This window comes from Nocardioides sp. GCM10023255 (assembly GCF_042653125.1).
GTDB lineage: Bacteria > Actinomycetota > Actinomycetes > Propionibacteriales > Nocardioidaceae > Nocardioides.
The window spans coordinates 55,524-75,398 of record NZ_JBHSHU010000011.1 but is presented as its reverse complement, the minus strand read 5'-3'; the positions used below and the strand labels follow the sequence as shown (position 1 = coordinate 75,398).

Annotated in this window: 20 protein-coding genes; 7 read left to right on the top strand and 13 right to left on the bottom strand. The window is 74.1% G+C overall.

Going from position 1 to position 19,875, the window contains the following annotated elements; genetic code table 11:
• Positions 1 to 68 precede the first annotated feature (68 nt).
• Positions 69 to 905 carry a DUF1028 domain-containing protein gene (locus tag ACFO9I_RS19220; protein ID WP_379183814.1) on the top strand — a complete coding sequence of 279 codons (837 nt, stop codon included), beginning with the start codon at positions 69 to 71 and terminating at the stop codon, positions 903 to 905.
• On the top strand, positions 902 to 2,098 hold the full coding sequence (locus tag ACFO9I_RS19215) for an FGGY family carbohydrate kinase (protein ID WP_379183812.1): 1,197 nt from the start codon (positions 902 to 904) through the stop codon (positions 2,096 to 2,098). The genes ACFO9I_RS19220 and ACFO9I_RS19215 overlap by 4 nt, the downstream gene beginning before the upstream one ends.
• A gap of 83 nt (positions 2,099 to 2,181) precedes the next feature.
• On the opposite strand, the gene ACFO9I_RS19210 is transcribed toward ACFO9I_RS19215, so the two are convergent.
• The 3 genes from ACFO9I_RS19210 to ACFO9I_RS19200 form a co-directional block, all read right to left on the bottom strand.
• Positions 2,182 to 3,087 (bottom strand): hypothetical protein, encoded by a 906-nt coding sequence (locus tag ACFO9I_RS19210; RefSeq protein ID WP_379183810.1) that lies wholly within the window; start codon positions 3,085 to 3,087, stop codon positions 2,182 to 2,184.
• On the bottom strand, positions 3,080 to 3,748 hold the full coding sequence (locus ACFO9I_RS19205; protein WP_379183905.1) for a response regulator: 669 nt from the start codon (positions 3,746 to 3,748) through the stop codon (positions 3,080 to 3,082). The genes ACFO9I_RS19210 and ACFO9I_RS19205 overlap by 8 nt, the downstream gene beginning before the upstream one ends.
• Positions 3,749 to 3,814: 66 nt before the next feature.
• Entirely contained in the window at positions 3,815 to 4,321 is a 507-nt protein-coding gene (locus ACFO9I_RS19200; protein WP_379183808.1) for a flavin reductase family protein, read from the bottom strand.
• A 97-nt stretch (positions 4,322 to 4,418) separates the two neighbouring features.
• On the opposite strand from ACFO9I_RS19200, the gene ACFO9I_RS19195 reads away from it, so the two are divergent.
• Complete coding sequence (locus tag ACFO9I_RS19195) at positions 4,419 to 5,858, top strand: NAD(P)/FAD-dependent oxidoreductase (protein ID WP_379183806.1); 1,440 nt, start codon at positions 4,419 to 4,421, stop codon at positions 5,856 to 5,858.
• Positions 5,859 to 5,862: 4 nt separating this feature from the next.
• Here ACFO9I_RS19195 and macS read toward each other — a convergent pair whose 3' ends face one another.
• Both macS and ACFO9I_RS19185 read right to left on the bottom strand, forming a co-directional pair.
• Positions 5,863 to 6,933 carry a MacS family sensor histidine kinase gene (macS, locus tag ACFO9I_RS19190; protein WP_379183804.1) on the bottom strand — a complete coding sequence of 357 codons (1,071 nt, stop codon included), beginning with the start codon at positions 6,931 to 6,933 and terminating at the stop codon, positions 5,863 to 5,865.
• 83 nt (positions 6,934 to 7,016) lie between these two features.
• On the bottom strand, positions 7,017 to 7,751 hold the full coding sequence (locus ACFO9I_RS19185; protein WP_379183802.1) for a lysophospholipid acyltransferase family protein: 735 nt from the start codon (positions 7,749 to 7,751) through the stop codon (positions 7,017 to 7,019).
• 118 nt (positions 7,752 to 7,869) lie between these two features.
• Here ACFO9I_RS19185 and ACFO9I_RS19180 point away from each other — a divergent pair, with 118 nt between their 5' ends.
• Genes ACFO9I_RS19180 through ACFO9I_RS19170 form a run of 3 tightly spaced genes read left to right on the top strand, consistent with a single transcriptional unit; the run spans position 7,870 to position 10,388 of the window.
• The gene (locus tag ACFO9I_RS19180) at positions 7,870 to 8,640 is read left to right on the top strand and encodes an alpha/beta hydrolase (protein ID WP_379183800.1); all 771 of its coding nucleotides are present in this window, start codon (positions 7,870 to 7,872) and stop codon (positions 8,638 to 8,640) included.
• Between the two features lie 55 nt (positions 8,641 to 8,695).
• On the top strand, positions 8,696 to 9,103 hold the full coding sequence (locus tag ACFO9I_RS19175; protein ID WP_379183798.1) for a hypothetical protein: 408 nt from the start codon (positions 8,696 to 8,698) through the stop codon (positions 9,101 to 9,103).
• Between the two features lie 40 nt (positions 9,104 to 9,143).
• Positions 9,144 to 10,388, top strand: coding sequence for a TIGR00300 family protein (locus ACFO9I_RS19170; RefSeq protein ID WP_379183796.1), 1,245 nt, complete (start codon positions 9,144 to 9,146; stop codon positions 10,386 to 10,388).
• Here ACFO9I_RS19170 and ACFO9I_RS19165 read toward each other — a convergent pair.
• The 5 genes from ACFO9I_RS19165 to ACFO9I_RS19145 are packed head-to-tail and all read right to left on the bottom strand — an operon-like array spanning position 10,321 to position 14,374.
• Entirely contained in the window at positions 10,321 to 11,346 is a 1,026-nt protein-coding gene (locus ACFO9I_RS19165) for an ROK family protein (protein ID WP_379183794.1), read from the bottom strand. The two genes, ACFO9I_RS19170 and ACFO9I_RS19165, sit on opposite strands and share 68 nt — an antisense overlap.
• A gap of 2 nt (positions 11,347 to 11,348) precedes the next feature.
• On the bottom strand, positions 11,349 to 12,290 hold the full coding sequence (locus tag ACFO9I_RS19160; RefSeq protein ID WP_379183792.1) for an ROK family glucokinase: 942 nt from the start codon (positions 12,288 to 12,290) through the stop codon (positions 11,349 to 11,351).
• A complete protein-coding gene (locus ACFO9I_RS19155; protein WP_379183790.1) occupies positions 12,287 to 12,721 on the bottom strand; it encodes a hypothetical protein in 435 nt (144 codons plus the stop codon). The genes ACFO9I_RS19160 and ACFO9I_RS19155 overlap by 4 nt, the downstream gene beginning before the upstream one ends.
• Entirely contained in the window at positions 12,718 to 13,899 is a 1,182-nt protein-coding gene (locus tag ACFO9I_RS19150) for an ArsA family ATPase (RefSeq protein WP_379183788.1), read from the bottom strand. Before ACFO9I_RS19150 ends, ACFO9I_RS19155 begins: the two co-directional genes overlap by 4 nt.
• Before the next feature lie 22 nt (positions 13,900 to 13,921).
• Positions 13,922 to 14,374, bottom strand: coding sequence for an SRPBCC family protein (locus ACFO9I_RS19145; protein ID WP_379183786.1), 453 nt, complete (start codon positions 14,372 to 14,374; stop codon positions 13,922 to 13,924).
• A gap of 206 nt (positions 14,375 to 14,580) precedes the next feature.
• On the opposite strand from ACFO9I_RS19145, the gene ACFO9I_RS19140 reads away from it, so the two are divergent.
• Positions 14,581 to 16,368, top strand: a complete 1,788-nt coding sequence (locus ACFO9I_RS19140) for an AMP-dependent synthetase/ligase (RefSeq protein WP_379183784.1) — start codon at positions 14,581 to 14,583, stop codon at positions 16,366 to 16,368.
• Positions 16,369 to 16,386: 18 nt separating this feature from the next.
• Here the strand turns inward: ACFO9I_RS19140 and ACFO9I_RS19135 are convergent, their stop codons facing one another.
• Genes ACFO9I_RS19135 through ACFO9I_RS19125 form a run of 3 tightly spaced genes read right to left on the bottom strand, consistent with a single transcriptional unit; the run spans position 16,387 to position 19,794 of the window.
• Positions 16,387 to 17,628, bottom strand: a complete 1,242-nt coding sequence (locus ACFO9I_RS19135; protein WP_379183782.1) for a M48 family metallopeptidase — start codon at positions 17,626 to 17,628, stop codon at positions 16,387 to 16,389.
• Positions 17,625 to 18,890: a hypothetical protein gene (locus ACFO9I_RS19130; RefSeq protein ID WP_379183780.1), complete on the bottom strand. Its 1,266-nt coding sequence runs from the start codon at positions 18,888 to 18,890 to the stop codon at positions 17,625 to 17,627. Before ACFO9I_RS19130 ends, ACFO9I_RS19135 begins: the two co-directional genes overlap by 4 nt.
• Positions 18,871 to 19,794: a C40 family peptidase gene (locus ACFO9I_RS19125; RefSeq protein WP_379183778.1), complete on the bottom strand. Its 924-nt coding sequence runs from the start codon at positions 19,792 to 19,794 to the stop codon at positions 18,871 to 18,873. The genes ACFO9I_RS19130 and ACFO9I_RS19125 overlap by 20 nt, the downstream gene beginning before the upstream one ends.
• Positions 19,795 to 19,875: the final 81 nt, after the last annotated feature.

Below are 19,875 nucleotides of genomic sequence, written 5' to 3'. Positions count from 1 at the left end.
TGCATCCTGCTTCTTCAACCCCACTTCAAGGCAACCGCATTTCGCCGGGACGGCACTAGGGTCGCGGCATGACGTTCTCGATCGTGGCCCGTTCCGCCGACGGTGAGTCCTGGGGTGTCGCCGTCGCCTCGAAGTTCCTCGCCGTCGGATCCCTGGTCCCCGCCGCCGTCGCCGGCGTCGGCGCGATCGCGACCCAGGCCGACGCCAACGTGGCGTACAAGGGCCAGGCCCTCGCCCACCTCGACGACGGCGCCACCGCGGCCGTGGCGCTCCAGCGGCTGCTGGAGGACGACGAGGGCCGCGACCACCGCCAGGTCGGCATCGTCGACCTGGACGGGAACGCCGCCACCCACACCGGGCACGCCTGCCTGGACTGGGCCGGCGGCGTCACCGGAGAGGGGTACGCCATCCAGGGCAACATCCTGGCCGGGGTGCAGGTGGTCGAGGCCATGGAGCAGGCGTGGCTGGCGTCGGCCGAGGACGCCCCGCTGGCCCAGCGGCTGCTCGCCGCGCTGGCTGCCGGTGACGCCGCGGGCGGCGACAGCCGCGGCCGGCAGTCGGCCGCGCTGCTCGTGGTGCGCGAGGGGGCCGGCTACGGCGGGCTCGACGACATCGCGGTCGACTTGCGCGTCGACGACGCCGCGTCCAGCGGGGGCGACCCGATCGACGAGCTGGCCCGGCTGCTGGACCTCAGCGAGCTCTACCTGACCGCCTCGACCGAGGAGGAGAAGGTGCCGGTCACCCCCGAGATCGAGCGCGAGCTCGAGGAGTTCGCGCACGCCGGGGGCCACCGCGACTTCCACGCCTGGGTCGGCACCGAGAACTACGAGATGCGGGTGGCCCCGGACCTGTCCTGGATCGACCGGCGGATCCTCGAGGTCGTGCGTGGGGGCCGCGGCGGATGAGCGTCCTCGCGATCGACGCCGGCACCACCGGCGTGACCGCGGTCGTCGTCGACGGGGCCGGCTCGATCCTGGCCTCCGGCCTCCAAGAGCTCGACCAGCACGTCCCGCAGCCGGGCTGGCTGGAGCACGCCCCGGAGGAGATCTGGCAGGCGACGCTCGCGGCGACCCGCGAGGTGCTCCGCCAGGTCGACCCCGGTGGGCTGGAGGGGCTCGGCATCACGAACCAGCGCGGGACGATCCTGCTGTGGGACCGGGAGACCCTCGGCTCGCCACGCAGGGCGATCGTGCGGCAGGACCGCCGTACCGCCGACATCTGCACCCGCCTGCGCGACGCCGGCCACGAGGAGCGGGTGGCCGAGCTGACCGGCCTCCGGCTGGATCCCTGCTCCTCGGCCACCAAGCTCATGTGGCTCGCCGAGCACGAGCCGCACACGTGGGCGCTCGTGCAGTCCGGGAGGTACGCCCTCGGCACCGTCGACTCCTACCTGGTCGCCCGGATGACCCGCGGGACCTACCACGTCACCGACGTCTCGAACGCCAGCCGCACGCTGCTTCTCGACCTGGCCGGGGGCGAGTGGTCCGACGAGCTCTGCGCGCTGTTCGGCGTGCCCCTCGACGCGCTGCCCGAGCTGGTGCCGAGCTGGGGCGAGGTCGCGACGACCGACTCCCGGTCGTTCCTGGGCCTGTCGCTGCCGATCGCGGGCATCGCAGGCGACCAGCAGTCGGCCCTCGTCGGCCAGACCTGCTTCGACGAGGGCGACGCCGCGTGCACCCAGTGGTCCGTCCTCGCCAACACCGGCACCGCCCTGGTGCGCTCGGACGCGGGACTGCTGTCGACCGCGGCCTGGCGCTCCCCCGACGGCGGGCTGACCTACGCGCTGGAGGGCGAGACCGCCGGGGGCGTCGCGACCGCTGACGACCTGTGCGACCTGCTCGGGCGGATGCCGACGGGGTCCGTGCTGCGCATCGACGGCGTCCCCGCTGCCGACGACCGGCTCTGCCAGGACCTGGCCGACCGGACCGCGATCCCGGTCGAGCGGTCGTCCGGCACGGGCAGCACCGTCCTCGGGGCGGCCTTCCTCGCCGGCCTCGGCACCGGGGTCTGGTCCTCGACCGACGAGCTGCGCCAGGTCCGGCGTCTCGACCGCCGCTTCGAGCCCAGCGACCGAAGCCACGCCGATTTCGACGGATAGTCCGGCACGTTTCACGGAGACGGCCCCGGCCGCCACGAGGAGAACGTGCCGGACTATCCCTTCAAAGCCCAGAACGTGCCGGACTATCCGTTCAACTTCCTCAGGGCCGCCGCGGCGGCGTCCCGGGCTCGGGTGGCGTCGGCGACCGCCGCCTCGGCCTCGGAGCGGGCGTCCTCCGCCTCCTCGACCTCGTCGTCGACCTCCTCGGCCTGTGCCTCGAGGGCGGCCAGGCGCCGGCGCAGCTCGTCGATCTCGCCCTGGACCTGCAGGCTCCGCGCCTCGAGCTCGCCGACCCGGGCCGAGGCCGCCTCCAGCTCGCCGGTCGCGGCCTCCAGGGCGGCGTCGGCCTCGGCCAGCTCCTCGCGGGCCGCGGCCAGCGCCTTCCGGTCCGCCTCGGGGTCGGGTACGACGTGCAGCTCGGGCCGCGGCGCGGGCTCGGCGTCCCGGGGCGTCGCCGTGAACCCGAGCGCCTCCGGCACCGCCACCGCCGACGTGAGGTCGACGGCGTCCACACCGGTGGCCGCGAGCGCGGTGACCAGCAGCCCGCTGCGCACTGCGCGGCCGCAGTCCTCGTCGAGGATCGCCGCGGTCAGCGTGGCCTCGACCTGGTCGGACACCGCGGACGTGACCCGCTGCCCCGCCTCCGCCGCGACCGCCCGCGCCCGTGAGGCCACGGCCGCGGTCAGCTGCCGGCGCTGGCGGGTCAGCGCCCGCAGCTCGTCGCCGGCCAGGCCCGCCTGCGCGGCGCGCAGCGCGCCCCCCACCGCCAGCACCTGACCCACCTGCTCGGCCTCGCGGCGCACCAACAGGTTGACCACCCAGGCGGCCACCGACGGCTTGCGCAGCGCCTTGACCCGGGCGGAGAGCTCCTTGTCCGTGCCCTTCAGCTCCTTCGCGTGGGCGTCACGCGCCGGGGTGAACTCCGGCAGGCCGAGCCCGTAGAGCTCGTCGGCGACGGCGAGCAGCGGGTCCGGCTCCGAGTCAGCCACGTCCCGGCTCCCCGGCCGGCTCGTCGAGCCCCTGCTCGATGGCGTAGCGGGTCAGCTCGACGCGGTTGTGCATCTGGAGCTTGCGCAGGGTGTTCTGCACGTGGTTCTGCACGGTCCGGTGGGAGAGCACCAGCCGCTCGGCGATCTGCTTGTAGGACAGCCCCTTGGCGACCATCCGCAGCACCTCGGTCTCGCGCTCGGTCAGCTCGGGGCGGTGTGCGGGGTCGTCGTCGGCCGCTGCCGGCCCGGCCCCCGAGAGCCGCCGGAACTCGCCCAGCACCAGCCCGGCCAGCCCGGGGGTGAACACGGTGTCGCCGGCGGCCACGCGGCGCACCGCGGTCAACAGCTCCTCCCGCGACGCGGACTTCACCAGGTAGCCCGTGGCGCCCGCCTTGACCGCCGCCAGCACGTCGGCCTGCTCCCCCGAGGCCGACAGGATCAGCACCCGCGCGCCCGGGTCCTGGCGGATCACCTCGGCCGTGACCTCGACACCGCCGGGCTCGGGGATCTGCAGGTCGAGCACGACCACCCGCGGGCGGGTGGCCGCGAACCTCGCCAGCGCCTCGCCGCCGCTCGCCGCGACCGCGACGACGTCGAACCCGGCCGCCGCGAGGTCGCGCTCGACCGCGTCGCGCCACATCGGGTGGTCGTCGACCACCATGATCCTCACCGGCTCGTCCACCCGTCGCCCCTCACGCCTCGCCGGCCGCCCGTCCCGGGCAGCGCGTCACTGGCCGCGACTGTAGCGACCCCGACGGTGCAGGAGGGGTACGTCGTCCTCCCCCACCTCCACGTGCTCGACGGTGCAGGCGACCAGCGTCGACCAGCCGACCTCGGTCGTCGTCTCGAGCGCCACGCCCAACCAGGTCGGCGCGGTGAGCAGCCGCGGCCCCCACGGCGTCGGCCCGAACTCCCCGGTGCGGAACGGCCCGCCCGGCGCCGGCGCCGTGCCGGCGAACGCCTCGGCGAGGTCGCGGTGCGCCCACTCGAGCAGCTGCACCACCGCCCGCCGGGTCCGTCCCAGCACGTCGGCCAGGTCGGAGTCCGGGTCGACCAGGGCCAGCACGCGCGCCGGCTCACCGCCCGCGACCATGAGGGACGACACCGTGAGGCCGGCGCGGCCGTGCTCGTCCCCGGACGTCCACAGGCTCACCGCGCCGCCGAGCCGGCCGCGCCACCGGCGGACCGGGTCCGGCTCGGGGTCCAGGAACGGGTGCTCGCTGTGGATGGTCACGCAGGCGAGGGTACGGCGGCCGTCGTACCCACCGCGCCGCGGCAGCTGGCCCGGTCGGGCCATCGACACCCCCACCCACCGGTCCTAGCGTCGGAGCATGCCCCGGCTGGCCGTGCTCGGCGGGTCCGTGGTGGGTGCCGCCACGGCGCTGCTGTTCGCGCGCAGCGGCTGGCGGGTGACGGTGGTCGACCCGGAGCACAGCCGTTTCAGCTCGGACCGGGACACCGTCGAGCCCCGGCCCGGCGCGCCCCATGCCGTGCAGGCGCACGGATTCATGGCCCGGGCGTGGCACGAGCTGGCCACCCGGCTCCCCGACGTGGCGACCGCGGTGACGGACGCCGGCGCCCCGGTGGTCCGGCTCGGTGACATGGTGCCCCCGCCCCTCCTCGACGGCGGCCGCCCCCGCGACGACGAGCTCACCACCCTGCGCTGCCGCCGCGTCACGCTGGACCGCGTCGTCGGCCGGGCGCTGGCCGCGGAGCCGGGCGTGGAGGTGCTGCACACCCGCGCCACCGGCCTGGTCCTCGACGAGGCGGGACCGCTCCCCCGCGTGCGGGGCCTCGGCCTCGCCGACGGCGGCGACGTCGAGGCCGACGTGGTGGTCGACGCCGGCGGCCGGCGCTCGCCCGTGCCGGGCTGGCTCGCCGGATTCGGCCATCCGCTGGTGGAGCAGGTGGACCCGAGCACGGTGCGCTACTACACCCGGCACTTCCGGGTCGACCCGGCCCGCGCCCCACGGCCGAACCGCGGCTACCTCGAGGCCCACGAGTACCCGAGCTTCCTGCAGCTGCTGTTCCTCGGCGACAACGACACCGCGATGCTGGCGCTCTGCGTCCACGACGGCGACCCGCTCTTCAAGCAGGTCCGCGACGAGGACGCCTTCACGGCCGTGGCCCGCGGCAACACCGGTCTCGCGACCTGGCTCGACGCGATGCAGCCGACCACGCCCGTGTTCTGCCTGGGCTCGCTCGACAACCGCTTCCGCAGCACCGTCCGCGACGGTCGGCCGGTGGTGCTGGGGCTGCACCAGGTCGGCGACTCCCTGGCGATGACCAACCCCACGCGCGGCCGCGGCATCGCGATGGGCCTGGCCGGCGCCGGAGCGCTCCACGACCTGCTGGCGGCCGGACCGGACGACGATGCGACGGTCGCCCTCGCTGCCTGGCAACGGCGGGTGCTCGCGGTGTACTACCGCGAGGCCACCGCGACCGACGCGGCGGTCGGCCGCAAGCTCCGCGCCGCCGTGGAGGGCGTCCCGGCCCCGGCCAACGCACCCGACGTCGAGCTCCCGGACGGCCACCCGATCGGTGCGAGGGACCTCGAGCGAGCCGCCGGCAACGACCCGGACCTGTTCCGGATCGTCATGCGCGCCTCGATGGTGATGGACGACGACCGCGTGGTCGCGCGCCGGGAGACCACCGCACTGGCCCGCTCGGTGCTGGGCCGGCTGCCTCCCGCCGACCCGCCCCCGCCGCCAGCAGCGGACGGGCTGCACGACCGCGACGAGCTGGCCCGGCTGCTGGCGACCGTCGCCTGAGCCCTCAGGGGCGAGGGACGCAGATCTCCCACTCGGTGCCGAACGAGCCGGTCGTCAGGGTGGCGGTGCCACCGAGGTCGACCACCCTCCCCCGGATCGACTCGACCACGCCGAGCCGTCCCTCCCGCTCGGCCTCGGCCAGCCGGCCCGCCGGGATCCCCGGCCCTTCGTCCCGGACGCTCAGCTCCAGCCGGTCGGGCAGGCTCTCGAGCAGCACCCACGCGTGCGCGTCGGGGCCGACGTGCCGGGCCACGTTGTCCAGGCACGCCTCGACGACGGCGACCAGCTCGCGCGCCACCGGCGCCGGGAGCGGTACGGCGTCCGCAGGCGCGGCCACGCTGACCGGCCGGGTCGCCTCCAGCCGGGCCAGGGCGGCGGCCAGGTCCGTCGGTCGGTCGACCCCGGCCGGGGCGGGACCGACGGCGTCCTGGTTGCGGACCAACGTCCGCAGCGCCGCCTCCTGCTCGCCGGCGAGCCGACCCAGCTCGGCGGCCTCGCCGCCCAGCTCGGCGCCGCGACGCTGGACCAGCGCCAGCACCTGCAGGACGCCGTCGTGCACGGCACGCGCCAGCCGGGCCCGCTCCGCGGCCGCTGCCGCCGCCCGCTCCGCCTGGTCGCGCTCGTCGGCCATCTGCTGGAGCGAGCCGCTCATGAAGCCGACGACCGGGCCGCCGATGAGGAGCAGGAAGACGTTGCCGTAGTTGGCCTGGGTCAGCTCGGTGCGCACGGCCAGGTCGGCGGCGGCGAGCACCAGGCCGGCGACCAGCCCGCCGAGCCACCGCCAGTGCACCGCCCAGGCCAGCAGGGCGCCCATCACCCAGAAGCCCGGGACGGTGGCCTGCATGCCGTCCCCCTTGACGACCGGCGAGAGCAGCACCAGCGCCACGGCGACGGCCAGGTCGAGGACCAGCAGCAGCGGCGTGCGGCGGGCCGGGGCGGCGTACGCCCACAGCGCGACGCCGGTCCAGGCGAGCATCAGCGCGACGCAGAGCGCCCCGGCCACCGGGTGGGCGAAGTTGTCGGCACGCCAGAGGTTGAGCGCGACCGCGTTGACCAGGACGACCACGCGCAGCACGGCCAGCGCGCGGAGCAGCCGGCTCTCGACCGCGACCGCTGCCGGGCCCGACCCGAGGGGGGCGGATCCGTGGGAGGTGGCGGTCAGGACGCCTTCTTCTGCTCGTCGGCGGCGGTGGCGTCGGCGGCTTCCTTCTCCAGCCGCTTGGACTCCTCCTTGGCCCGGCTGGCGTACATGTCGACGTACTCCTGCCCGGAGAGCCGCATGATCTCGTACATGATCTCGTCGGTGATCGAGCGCAGGATGTAGCGGTCGTTCTCCATGCCCTCGTAGCGCGAGAAGTCCAGCGGCGTGCCGAACCGCACCACGGGGCGCGTGAACGAGCCGAACTTCTTGCCGGGCGGGGCGACCACGTCGGTGCCGACGACGGCGACCGGGATCACCGGCACGCCCGTCTCCAGCGCGAGCCGGGCGACGCCGGTCTTGCCGCGGTAGAGGCGGCCGTCGTGCGAGCGGGTGCCTTCGGGGTAGATCCCGAAGAGCCCACCCTCGCCGAGGACGCGCTTGGCCGACATCAGGGCGCCGGCCGCGGCGTCCGCGCCGGAACGGTCGATCGGCACCTGGCCCGAGCCGGAGAAGAAGGTCTTCTGCAGCCACCCCTTGACCCCGCGGCCGGTGAAGTACTCCGCCTTGGCCACGAAGGTGACCCGCCGCGGCAGCGTGAGCGGCATGAACAGCCAGTCGGCGTAGGAGAGGTGGTTGCTGGCCAGGATCGCCGGCCCCTCCGCGGGGACGTTCTCGGCCCCGGAGACCCGCGGCCGGAACACCAGCCGGAGCCACGGACCGAGGGCGACCCACTTCAGGAACCAGTAGAACACCGTTGACCTCCACACCCTGCGCTGCCGCCCGATCGGACCGTTGCTGCGAAGCCTACTGCCGAGTTGCACTCGTCCGGACCTGCGCGCGCGAAGGGGTGCGCTGGGGCACAATGCGCGCATGGCGATCGACGCTCTCCACTCCCCCCTCTCGGCCGCGGCCCGACCCGAGCTGACCGGCGGGCGCCGGGTCGGCGTGCTGCTCAGCCACGGGTTCACCGGCTCGCCGGCCTCGATGCGGCCGTGGGCCGAGCACCTCGCCGAGCTCGGGTACGCCGTCGAGATGCCGCTGCTCCCGGGCCACGGCACCACCTGGCAGGAGATGAACCGCACCACCTGGGCCGACTGGTACGCCGAGCTGACCCGGGCCTTCGACAAGCTCGCGGCCGAGAACGACGGCGTCGTGGTCGCCGGCCTGTCCATGGGCGGCGCGCTGGTGCTGCAGCTGGCCGCGGACCGGTCCGACCGGGTCGCGGGCGTGGTCGTGGTCAACCCGGCCGTGGCGACCAAGCGCCTCGACGTGAAGCTGCTGCCCGTGCTCAAGCACGTGGTCCCGTCGTTCCCCGGCATCACCAACGACATCAAGAAGCCCGGCGTCGTGGAGCACGGCTACGAGCGCACCCCGCTGCGGGCCGCGCACTCGATGTTCCGCGCCTGGCCGACGCTGGTGGCCGACCTGCCCCGCGTCACCGCCCCGCTGCTCTACTTCCGCTCGACCGTGGACAAGGTCGTCGACGAGTCCTCCGAGCCGCGGATCCTGGGCGCGGTGTCCTCGCGCGACGTGACCGTCCGCCGTCTCGAGAACAGCTACCACGTGGCGACCCTCGACAACGACGCCGACCTGATCTTCGACGAGTCCGCCGCCTTCGTCGCCCGCGTCACCGCATCCTGAGGAAAACCAGGTGGGCGCGGTGGTCCCGTGCCCAGCCAGGACCTACCCTCGACGGGTGCAACCCGACAGCGAGGACGAGGCCTGGCGCGCGATCGTCGAGAACTACGGCGACCGTCCCGAGCTCGACGACGTCGAGCCGGCCCAGCCCGCCCCCGGACCCTCCGGTGACGTCGACCTGCCCGAGCGGGAGCCCGCGCGGGAGCCCGAGCCGGAGCCGGAGGCGGAGCGCTTCGTCCCCCCGCCGCCACCGCCGCTGCCCCACGTCACCCCCGACCGGCTGGTCGCCTGGGGCGGGGTCTTCGGCGCGCCCGCCATCCTGCTCGTCGCGCTCCTCGCTGGGCTCCACTTCACCTCGTGGATCGGCTACCTGCTGGTGGCGTGGTTCGTCGGCGGGTTCGTCTACCTCGTCGTGCGGATGCCTCGCGAGCCGCGGGACCCGTTCGACGACGGCGCGCGACTGTAGGCCCTGGGAGCCCGCGCGGGACGTGCCCTAGGCTCGCCCCGTGAGCGAGAGCGAGACCGTCGAGATCAGCGGCCACCTGATGGACCACGGCATCCTGTCCCGGGTGCTGGACGACATCCGTGAGTACAGCGGCGACTACACCATCGACCGGTTCGACGTCGGTCGGGAGACCGACGACACCTCCCATGCGGTCATCACGGTCACCGCTGACGACGACGAGGCACTGCAGCGGCTGCTGATGCGGCTGCAGACCCGCGGCGTCAACATGGTCGACCCCGGCGAGGCCGACGTGGCCGTGACGGAGACCGACGGCGTCTTCCCCGACGGCTTCTACTCCACGACCAACCTCGAGACGCGGGTCCGGGTCGACGGGCGCTGGCTCAACGTCGCCAACCCCGAGATGGACTGCGGCCTGGTGCTCGAGCGGGACGCCCACGGTGCCCCCCACCGGGTCTACACCCTGCCCATGTCCGACGTCCGGGCCGGCATGCTCGTCGTCTGCGGCGCCGCCGGCGTCCAGGTGAGCGTGCCGAAGCCCGACAAGACCGCGGGCAGCTTCGGCTTCATGGAGTCCGACGTGTCCTCGGAGAAGCCGCAGGCCGTGCTCGTGCGGCAGGTCGCCGACGGCATGCGCGAGGCGAGGGCCGCGGGCAAGAAGGTGCTGTGGGTCGGTGGCCCCGGTGTCGTCCACACCGGCGCCGCGCCGGCCATGGTCGCGATGGTCCACGCGGGCTTCGTCGACGTGCTCTTCGCCGGCAACGCGCTGGCCACGCACGACATCGAGTCCGCGCTCTACGGAACCAGCCTGGGCGTGGACCTCGCCATGGGCAGCGGCGTCGAGCACGGCCACGAGCACCACATCCGCGCGCTGAACACCATCCGCAAGGAGGGCTCGATCGGCGCCGCGGTCGAGTCCGGCGTGCTGACCGGCGGCATCATGCACGCCCTGGTCACCCACGGCAAGGAGTTCGTGCTGGTGGGGTCGGTCCGCGACGACGGTCCCCTCCCCGACGTCTACACCGACGTGATCGAGGGCCAGCGCGCGATGCGCGCCCACCTCACCGACGTGGGGTTCTGCCTGATGGTCGCGACCATGCTGCACTCGGTCGCGACCGGCAACATCCTGCCGGCGTCGATTCCGCTGGTCTGCGTCGACATCAACCCCGCGACGGTCACCAAGCTCGCCGACCGCGGCTCCTCGCAGGCCCGCGGCATCGTCACAGACGTGGGGCTGTTCCTCGAGCAGCTCGCCGTAGAGCTCGTCCCCGACTACCGGCGCTCCTGAGCCAACGGCTCTCGCCGCGTACGACGGTCCGCACGAGGTCGGCGGCCCCCACGGCGCCGGCCTCGGACCCCAGCGTGGCCCGCAGCACGGGCGGGACCACCCGGTGGCCCACGCCGACGAGCGAGCCGCCCAGCGCGGTGCGGGCCGGGTCCAGCAACAGCTCTCCCGCCGCGGACAGCCCGCCGCCGACCACCACGACCTCGGGGTCGAAGGCGGCCACGAGGTTGGCCAGGCCGACACCGAGCCAGTCCCCGACGGAGGCGAACGCCTCCAGCGCGACCGGGTCGCCCGCCTCGGCCGCGGTCGTGACCATCGGGCCGGTGAGCTGGTCGACGTCCCCGCCGCAGAGCTCCTGGAGGCGCGCCGAGCGCGTGAGCCGCGCCCGGGCGAACCGCGCCAGGGCGTTGCCGCTGGAGTACTGCTCCCAGCAGCCGCGGCCGCCGCACTCGCAGGGCAGCCCGTCCGGCACGACCTGCATGTGCCCGAACTCGCCCGCCATGCCGTTGCTGCCCCGGTGCACCCGCCCGTCGATGACGACGGCGCCGCCGATGCCGGTGCCCAGGGTCACGACGATGCTGTCGCTGGCGCCCCGGGCCGCGCCGTAGGCACACTCGGCCCGGGCCGTGCAGTTGGCGTCGTTGTCGAGCACGACCGTGGTGTCCCAGCGCTCCATCAGCCGGGCCCGGACCTCCTCGCCGCGGAACGGCAGGTGCGGGGCGAACATCACCCGCTCCCCCGCCGCGTCGACGAAGCCGGCCGCGGCGATGCCCACGCCGTCGACGCGGCGGCCGCGGGCGACGTCCCGGACGGCCTCGGTGAGCGCGTCCTCCACCACGGTGGAGTCCACGGTGCGACCCGGGGTCGAGCGGCGGGCGGTGCGCACCAGCCGGCCCGAGGTGGACACGGCGGCGGCCAGCACCTTGGTGCCCCCGACGTCGACGCCGATGAAGAGCGGCACGGCTAGCTCCGCGCGAGGTCGGCAGCGCCGATGAGCCCCGCCCGGTTGCCCAGCCGCGCCTTGCGGATCTCCAGGCTCGGCCGGAAGTCCCGGTCGGGCATCTGCGCGGCGAAGGCCGTCCGGATCGGGTCCAGCAGCAGCTCGTCTGCCTCGCTGACCCCACCGCCGATGACGACCACCGCGGGGTCGAGGACCTCGGTCAGCGACGCGATCCCCTCGCCGAGCCAGGTGCCGAGGACGGCGAGCTGGCCGACTGCGAACCGGTCACCGGCCCGGGCCGCCTCGGTGACCAGCGGCCCGGTGATCTGCTGCGGGTCGCCACCGGCGCGCTCCAGGAGCCCCGCGGCCGATGCGGAGCCCCGGGCGGCCGCGGCCCGCACCTCCCGGACCAGCGCCGAGCCGCTGGCGTACTGCTCGAAGCAGCCGTGCTTGCCGCAGCCGCACAGGATGCCGTCGGGGACGACCCGCATGTGGCCGATCTCCGCGCCGACACCGAACGCGCCGCGGTAGAGCGCCCCGTCCAGGACGAGGCCACCGCCGACGCCGGTGCCGACAGTCACGAGCAGCAGGTCGTCGACGTCGTGGCCGGCACCGAAGCGGAACTCGCCCCACGCGGCCGCGTTGGCGTCGTTCTCGATGACGACCGGCAGCTCGACGCGCTTCTCGAGGTCGGTCCGCAGGTCCACGTTGCGCCAGGCCAGGTTGGGGGCGAACAGCACCACGGAGCGCGCCTTGTCGACGTAGCCGGCGGCGCCCACGCCCACCGCCTCGATCCGGTGGCGGGACGCGAACTGCGCGACCAGGTCGGCGATCGCCGACTCGATCGCCTCGGCATCGGTCGCCGGGGACTCCACCCTCAGCTCCTCGAGGATGTTCCCGTCCTCGTCGACGACCCCGCCGGCGATCTTGGTGCCACCGACGTCGATCCCACAGGCCAGCGTCATTCGTCGTCCTCCTCGGGCCAGGCCCCGTCCGTGTCGTCATCCAGGTCGATCCGCTCGACCCCCGCGTCGTTGTCCCGGCCCCTGTCCGGCACCGTCGTCGCGAGCATCCCGGCCGCGGCCTGCAGCAGCGACGACGCCGCCGTGGCGAGGTGGGCGCGCACCTCCGGGCTGGTCTGGCGCACGACGTGCACCGCGCGGCAGATCGGGCAGTACGTGCACTCGGGCGCACCGGTGGCGATGTGCTCGTCGACGTCGTGCGCGGCGGCGACCGCCTGGTCGACGAGGCCACCCACTCCCTGCCCGAGGTCGCCGCCGTGGTCGCGCGCCCAGTCCGAGAGCGCACCGAAGAGCTTCATCGCCTCCTCGGCCACGCTGCCCACGTGCTCCCCGGAGGTGGGGTCGCCCGGTCCCGGGCCGCCTGCCTCGCTCACGTCTGTGCTCCTGCTCCGGTCGCCTCGAACCTCACCTGCAGCTCACCCTCGTCCACCCGGGCACCGGCGATCCGGTGCCGCGAGAGTCCCGCGGGCAGCGTGAGGAGACGACGATACGACCCCACGGTCACGACGAGGTCGTCGCCATGGCGCGCGAGATCGACCTCGGCGCGGGAGACGTTGGGCAGCGCCAGCCTCAGCACCGCCCCGCGGCTGTTGCGGCTGACCCGGAAGGGGCCACCGCCGGCCGGCGCGCGCAGCGGGTCGTCGCCGTCGTACAGCTCGCGGGCGAGGGTGGTCAGCGTCTCCACGCCGACCGGCTCGCCGGTGCGGTAGACCGAGCGCCAGATCGGCAGCCCGGCAAAGGACTGGGCGGTCTCCGCCAGCACCTGGTCCTGGGCGGCGACCCAGCCGTTGCGCCAGTCGTCGCTGCCGCCTGTGGGGAAGACGCGGTTCGCGACGACGCCGTCGACGCGGTAGCCGTAGAGCGAGAGGGTCGTGTAGGAGCGACGCGCCTCGGCGAGCACGACGTTCTCCGGGGTCAGGACCAACCGGACGCTCGCGTCGGGGCCGGACAGCAGCGCCCGCACCTCGTCGAGCTCGGCGTGCAGCCGCTCCACGGCGTCGAAGACGCTGTCGCCCGGCATCGGCACCCCCGCGGCCCGGGAGAGGACCGGCTTGAGGGCCTTGACGACGCGGCGCTCGACGGGGAGCACCCGGTGCATGTACCAGCCGAGCGCCTCGGGCAGCGCGAGCAGCCGGAGCGTCTCCGCCGTGGGGGCGCAGTCGACCACGATGACGTCCCAGTCCCCCGACAGGGCGTGCAGGCGCAGCTCGAGCAGCGCGAGGACCTCCTCGGCACCCGGGATGACGGTCAGCTCCTCGGCGGCGAGCGGGTCCACGCCGGCGACGTCGAGGACCGAGAGCAGGTAGCGCTGGATCTCGGCCCACGACTGCTCGAACCGCAGCTGCGCGTCGACCTGCTGCACGAAGAGGTGGTCCGCGACCGCCGTGGGCTCGGGGCCGACCTCGGCACCGAACGCGTCCGCCAGCGAGTGCGCCGGGTCGGTCGAGAGCACCAGCGTGCGGTGCCCCTCGGCTGCAGCCAGCGCGGCGGTCCCTGCCGCCACGGTCGACTTGCCGACGCCGCCCTTGCCGGTGAACAGGAGGATGCGCACGGTGAGCTGGTCGCCGCCCGGGTCAGCCGAGCGTCTCGACGCGCTTCTTCAGGCCCTTGAGCGCAGTGTCGATCAGGATCTTCTCGCCCTTGCGCTTGAGCATGCCGATCAGCGGGATGGAGACGTCGAGGGCGAGCTGGTAGGTCACCTCGGTCAGGCCGCTGGCACGCTCCCGGAGGACGTACGCGCCGTCGAGAGCGCGCAGCATCTTGCCCTCGACGAGGGTCCACGTGACCGTGCGGTCGGCGTCCCACTCGTAGGCCAGGGTGTACTCGTCCTTGATCGGTGACACGTCGAGCTCGAAGAAGACCTGCTCGGCCCGGCCGGCGGCCGCGCCGGTGTCGTAGGCGGAGACGACGTCCGCGGTCCGCACGCCCTTGGCCCACTGGGGGTAGGCGTCGAAGTCCGCGATGACGGCCATGACGTCGGCGGGAGCGGCCTCGATCTCGATCGAGGACGTCGTCTGCTCGGCCATGGGGCTCCTCGGCTGGGTGGTGGGCCTGTCCGTCGTCGCAGGGGCACCGGCCCCGGCTGCGTGGTCGCGTCGGGGAGCGAGCGTACCGGATGCGAGCGGCCCGTCCGGCAACGGTAACCTCCGTCGATGACCCGCGTTCACCCAGTGCTGCAGCCGCGCCGTCGACCGTGACGGCCTGCTCGGCGGAACAGCCCCGAGGAGGCACCGTGCGTGAGTTCTCCACGCCCCTGACGATCGAGGTCCCGGCCACGGGCAACCTCACCGACGACGTGGTGGACAACGCCCACGAGGCGCCCGACGCGGTGGTCTTCAGCCGCCACACCTCCGCGGGATGGGAGGACGTCACCGCGGCGACCTTCCTCACCGAGGTGACCGGGGTGGCCAAGGGCCTCGTGGCCGCCGGGATCGAGCCCGGGGACCGGGTGGCCCTGATCTCCAAGACCCGCTACGAGTGGACGCTGCTCGACTACGCCATCTGGTTCGCCGGCGCGGTCACCGTGCCGGTCTACGAGACCTCGTCGGCCGAGCAGATCGCCTGGATCCTGAAGGACTCCGGCGCCCGGGCCGTCGTGGCGGAGGGCGCCGACCACGTCGCCCGCGTCGCCGAGGCGCGCGGCGACCTCGACGACCTCAACCACGTGTGGTCGATCGCCGACAACGCGGTGGACGTGCTGACCCGGCTGGGCCAGGACATCGCCGACGACGTGCTCGAGGAGCGGCGCCGGTCCGCCACTCCCCTCGACCTCGCCACCCTCATCTACACCTCGGGCACCACCGGGCGGCCCAAGGGCTGCATGCTCACCCACGGCAACTTCATGTTCGAGCTCGGCGTCGCGGTCGAGGAGATGGAGCGGCTGTTCGCGACCGAGGGCGCCGCCACCCTGCTCTTCCTCCCGCTCGCCCACGTCTTCGCCCGGATCATCCAGATCGGCGCGGTGAAGTCTCGGACCCGGCTCGGCCACAGCGCCGACATCAAGAACCTGCTGGCCGACCTGCAGGAGTTCCGCCCGACGTTCATCCTCGCGGTCCCCCGCGTCTTCGAGAAGGTCTTCAACACCGCCTCGCAGAAGGCCACCGCCGACGGCCGCGGCAAGGTCTTCGACCTCGCCGCCGAGACCGCGATCGCGTGGTCCCGGGCCCAGGACAAGGGCCGGCCCTCGCTGCCGCTGCGAGCCCGTCACGCCGTCTTCTCGCGCCTGGTCTACGCCAAGCTGCGCGACGCCCTCGGCGGGCGCTGCGAGTACGCCGTGTCCGGCGGCGCCCCCCTCGGCGACCGGCTCGGCCACTTCTACCGCGGCATCGGCCTGACCGTCCTCGAGGGCTACGGCCTGACCGAGACCACGGCCGCGCTGAGCGCCAACGTCCCGGACGCCGTCAAGATCGGCACCGTCGGTCGCCCCTTCCCCGGCACCGCGGTCCGGGTGGCCGACGACGGCGAGCTGCTCTTCAAGGGCGGCCAGGTCTTCGCCGGCTACTGGAACAACGAGGAGGCCACCCGCGAGGCCCTCCAGCGCGACGGCTGGTTCCACACCGGCGACGTGGGCGAGGTCGACGACGAGGGCTTCGTGCGGATCACCGGCCGCAAGAAGGAGATCCTGGTCACCGCCGGCGGCAAGAACGTCGCCCCGGCCGTGCTCGAGGACCGCCTGCGTGCCCACCACCTCGTCGACCAGTGCGTCGTGGTCGGCGACGGCCAGCCGTTCATCGGCGCCCTGATCACCCTCGACACCGAGTCCCTCCCGGCCTGGGCGGAGACCCACGGGAAGTCCGGCGGGGTCGCCGACCTGATCGACGACCCCGACCTGCAGGCGGAGATCCAGGGCGCGGTGGACGAGGCCAACAAGGCGGTGTCCAAGGCCGAGTCGATCCGCAAGTTCTCGATCCTCCCCGACGAGTGGACCGAGGAGGGCGGCCAGCTCACGCCCAGCCTCAAGCTCAAGCGCAACGTCGTGATGCGCGAGTTCCGCGACGAGGTCGCCGCGCTCTACTCCTGAGCGGCTGCTCCCGACCGACTACCCCTCGCCGGTCCGGTCGGCGAGCTGCCGGGCGATCGCGATCCGCGTCAGGGTCGTGGGGTGGCTGCCGAACCACAGCTGCGACCACGCGGGCGGGGTCGGGTCGGCCAGCGACTTCAGCGCCAGCTCGCGCTGCATCGCCTCGAAGGCGGTGGGGTCGTGGGTCGCCTCGAGGGCGTCGACGTCGGCCCGCGTCTCGATCATCCGGCTGACGGTGTTCTGCACCGGGCTCGCCAGCAGGGTGCCCAGGGCCACCAGGGCGAGGACCAGCGGCACCACCGCCGGGTCCCCCATGGACCTGCGCCGGCCCAGCGCCCCGACGAGCAGCCCGAGCAGGCCGACCCCCGCCAGCGCGCCGGCGGCACCGAGCACCGAGCCGACCAGCACGTCGTCGTGCCGGGCGTGCGCCAGCTCGTGGGCCACGACGGACAGTGCCTGGTCCTCGGGCAGGTCACGCACCAGGTTGTCGTAGACGACGACGCGCCGGGTTCCGCCGAAGCCGGACACGTAGGCGTTCAGGGTCGTCGTACGACGCGAGGCGTCGGCGACCAGCACGTCGTCGACGGGCACGTGCTCGGCGTCCGCGAGCGCGAGGATGCGGGTGCGCAGGTCGCCGTCGGGCAGCGGCGTGAACGAGTTGAACAGCGGCTCGACCAGCAGGGGGTAGACGAACGACCCGACCAGCACCAGGCAGGCGAGCAGCCCTCCGGCCACCGCCGGCCAGGCGCGCCGCCAGCGCCGCGCGCAGCCGACCAGGACCACCAGCGCGAGCGACGTCGTCACGACCGCGACCAACTCGCTGCGGGCCACGTCGGCGGCGAAGCCGCTCCACGGCTGGGTGCTGAGGCCGTAGGCCACCAGGTGCCGGTGCAGCAGGACCGCGAACGGCAGGGTCACGACGCGACCGACCAGCTCGAGGCCGACCACCGCGAGGACCACCCGCCACCACCACGGGCCGCGCAGCCGCTCCACCAGGTCGCCGCCGACCCGGGTGAACCCGAACCAGCAGGCCACCAGCAACGAGACCGCCAGCGAGCTCCAGCTCCACCACCGGGCGCCGGACGAGAACGCCTCGGCCCGGTCGACCTGGGCCTGCGTGAAGACCGAGCCGGGGGCCGCGGGACCGGGCGTGCCGCCCGGCACCGGGTGCCAGGGCACGAGCCAGGCGGCCAGGCCGGCGAGCAGCACTCCCCCGACGACGAGGACGACGACGGACGTCCTGCGGTCCTCGGGGGTCACGACGCCAAGTCTGTCAGGAGCCGCCGCCACCGCGTGGTCAGCTCGGCGACGCTCAGGCCGAACGTCGACCTGAGGGCGGGGCCGAGCCCGGTGCCGGCGTCGACCTGCTCGTAGAAGCGCACCAGCGCCGCCTCTCCTCCGGTCCGGGCCAGCAACCGGCAGGCCAGCCAGGCGCCCTCGTACGACGCGCCGAGGTGCGTCGTGGTGGTGTCGAACTCCGCGGCGTCCGGCAGCCTGCTCGGGGCCCCTTCGCGACGCACCTGCCGGGTGATCTGGCCGGCGGTCGTGGACAGCGGCAGGGCGACGTCGCGCAGGGCGACGTAGTCGGCGAAGCCCTCGAGCAGCCACAGCGGCATGCCGCTGGTCGCCGCGTCGGTGGCGACGTGGACGGCCTCGTGGCTCATCACCACCTGCGCGCCCTGGGGGCGCAGGTCGCCGAAGACCTCCGGGTTGACGAAGACGTGCACCGGGGACGAGGGCGTCAGCGACCCGTCCACCGTGGCGGTCACCGCGGCGATGTTGGCGTACTCCCCCGGGTCGGCGGCCAGTGCCGCGTCGAGGTCGCGGGCCGTGGCGGGCACCTCGACGACCAGCCCCGAGCGCCACCCCGGCAGCACCCGGCGTACGACCGGCACCGCGGCCCGGGCGCGCGCGGCGTACTGCTCGGCCCGCCGGGACGGACCGGCGACCATCACGAGTGATCCCGGGGACCGGAGCACGCGGAGCGGCTCGTGCAGCCACAGCGGGTCGCGGCGGTCGCCGCCCCCGAAGCCGTCGACGGCCACCCGGTCCCCGTCAGCCACGAAGCGGACGGTGACCTCGGCCCGCGCCGGGGCGCGGTCGAAGCCGGCGAACCGCCAGGTCGCGTCGACGGCGGCCGACCAGGACCCGTCCGGGGCCACGGCCCCCTCCTCGTCGACGTAGCGCAGCGAGAAGTCCTCGACCCGCAGGGCGCGGGCGTTGCCGACCACGGCGGCCAGCAGCGTGGCGGCCGCCTCGTCGTCCGGGGGTGCGAGGGCGCGCGCGGCGGCAGCGTCCCGGGCGGCCACCGCGGTCTCGAGGTCGTGCAGCGCTGCGGCGGCCGCCCCCGGCTCCACCCGGGCGGCCGGCCCGGCAGAGGGGGTGGCGACGTACGGGTCGTCGTCGAGGACCAGCCGGACGACGAGCGCCGCGACCAGCACCAGGGACAGCGAAAGGCCGGTCGCCCACAGCAGGGGGCGACCGGCCTTCCCGGACGTGCGATCAGCCAGGGCGGACCGCACCGACGTACGGCATCGTGTGCAGGCTGGTGACCTTCACGCCGGCGCTGGGGTTCTCCGCGTTCACGATCATGCCGTTGCCGATGTACATGCCGACGTGGCTGATCGGGCTGTAGTAGAAGACCAGGTCGCCGGGCATTAGCTCGGACTCCGGGATGTGCGGGCCGCTGTTGTACTGGGCGCTGGAGGAGTGCGGCAGCGCCACGCCCGCCTGCGCCCAGGCCATCATCGTCAGGCCCGAGCAGTCGAACGCGCTGGGGCCGGCGGCGCCGTAGACGTAGGCCTTGCCGACCTGGGCCATGGCGTACTGCACCGCGGCGGCGGCCCGGCCGGAGGCCGAGACCTCGGGCGTGCGGGTGGTGCTGCGCGAGGTGAGGGCGTCGCGCTGCTCGGCCTCGAGCTTGCCGAGCAGGGACTTGGCCTCGGAGAGCTTGTCGTCGATGGCCGCCTTGTCCTCGGCGAGGCCCTTCTTGAGCTCCGCGATCCGGGCGGCGCGCTTCTCGGTCGCCGAGCGGCGGATGTCGAGCGCCTTGGCCTCGGTGGCGTAGTCGTCGAACAGCTGGCCCTGCATGTCGTTGAACGCCGACATGGTCGAGAGCTGGGACAGGAACGCCTGGGGATCGTCGGACACGACGACCTCGCCGACCGCCGAGAGGCTCTCGCCTTCGTACTGGTGCACGATCGAGTCCTTGACCTGCTCCTGGACGGCGCCGAGACGCTTGTCCTGGCGAGCCTGGTCGGCCTTGAGCGAGACCAGCTCCTGGTTGAGCTCCTTGAGCTCGAGCCGGGCGTCGTTGTACCGCTCCGAGGCCTGCTCGGCCTGGTGGTACAGCGTGTCGACGCGGCTCTTGACGTCGTCGATGCTCGGCTCCGCGCCGGCGGGCGTCGAGGGGACGACTCCCACCACGGCCGCGAGGGCGAGTCCGGACAGGGCAGCGCCGATAGGGCGCGTGATGGTGCGCTTCCGACCGTTCAGCACGAGCGGGCG

What these genes read in the sequence shown, in the direction of transcription:
- ACFO9I_RS19220 (WP_379183814.1), top strand. Translation starts at nt 69, where the DNA reads ATGACGTTCTCGATCGTGGCCCGTTCCGCCGACGGTGAGTCCTGGGGT.
- ACFO9I_RS19215 (WP_379183812.1), top strand. Translation starts at nt 902, where the DNA reads ATGAGCGTCCTCGCGATCGACGCCGGCACCACCGGCGTGACCGCGGTC.
- ACFO9I_RS19205 (WP_379183905.1), bottom strand. Translation starts at nt 3,748, where the DNA reads ATGGTGGTCGACGACCACCCGATGTGGCGCGACGCGGTCGAGCGCGAC.
- ACFO9I_RS19195 (WP_379183806.1), top strand. Translation starts at nt 4,419, where the DNA reads ATGCCCCGGCTGGCCGTGCTCGGCGGGTCCGTGGTGGGTGCCGCCACG.
- ACFO9I_RS19180 (WP_379183800.1), top strand. Translation starts at nt 7,870, where the DNA reads ATGGCGATCGACGCTCTCCACTCCCCCCTCTCGGCCGCGGCCCGACCC.
- ACFO9I_RS19160 (WP_379183792.1), bottom strand. Translation starts at nt 12,290, where the DNA reads ATGACGCTGGCCTGTGGGATCGACGTCGGTGGCACCAAGATCGCCGGC.
- ACFO9I_RS19145 (WP_379183786.1), bottom strand. Translation starts at nt 14,374, where the DNA reads ATGGCCGAGCAGACGACGTCCTCGATCGAGATCGAGGCCGCTCCCGCC.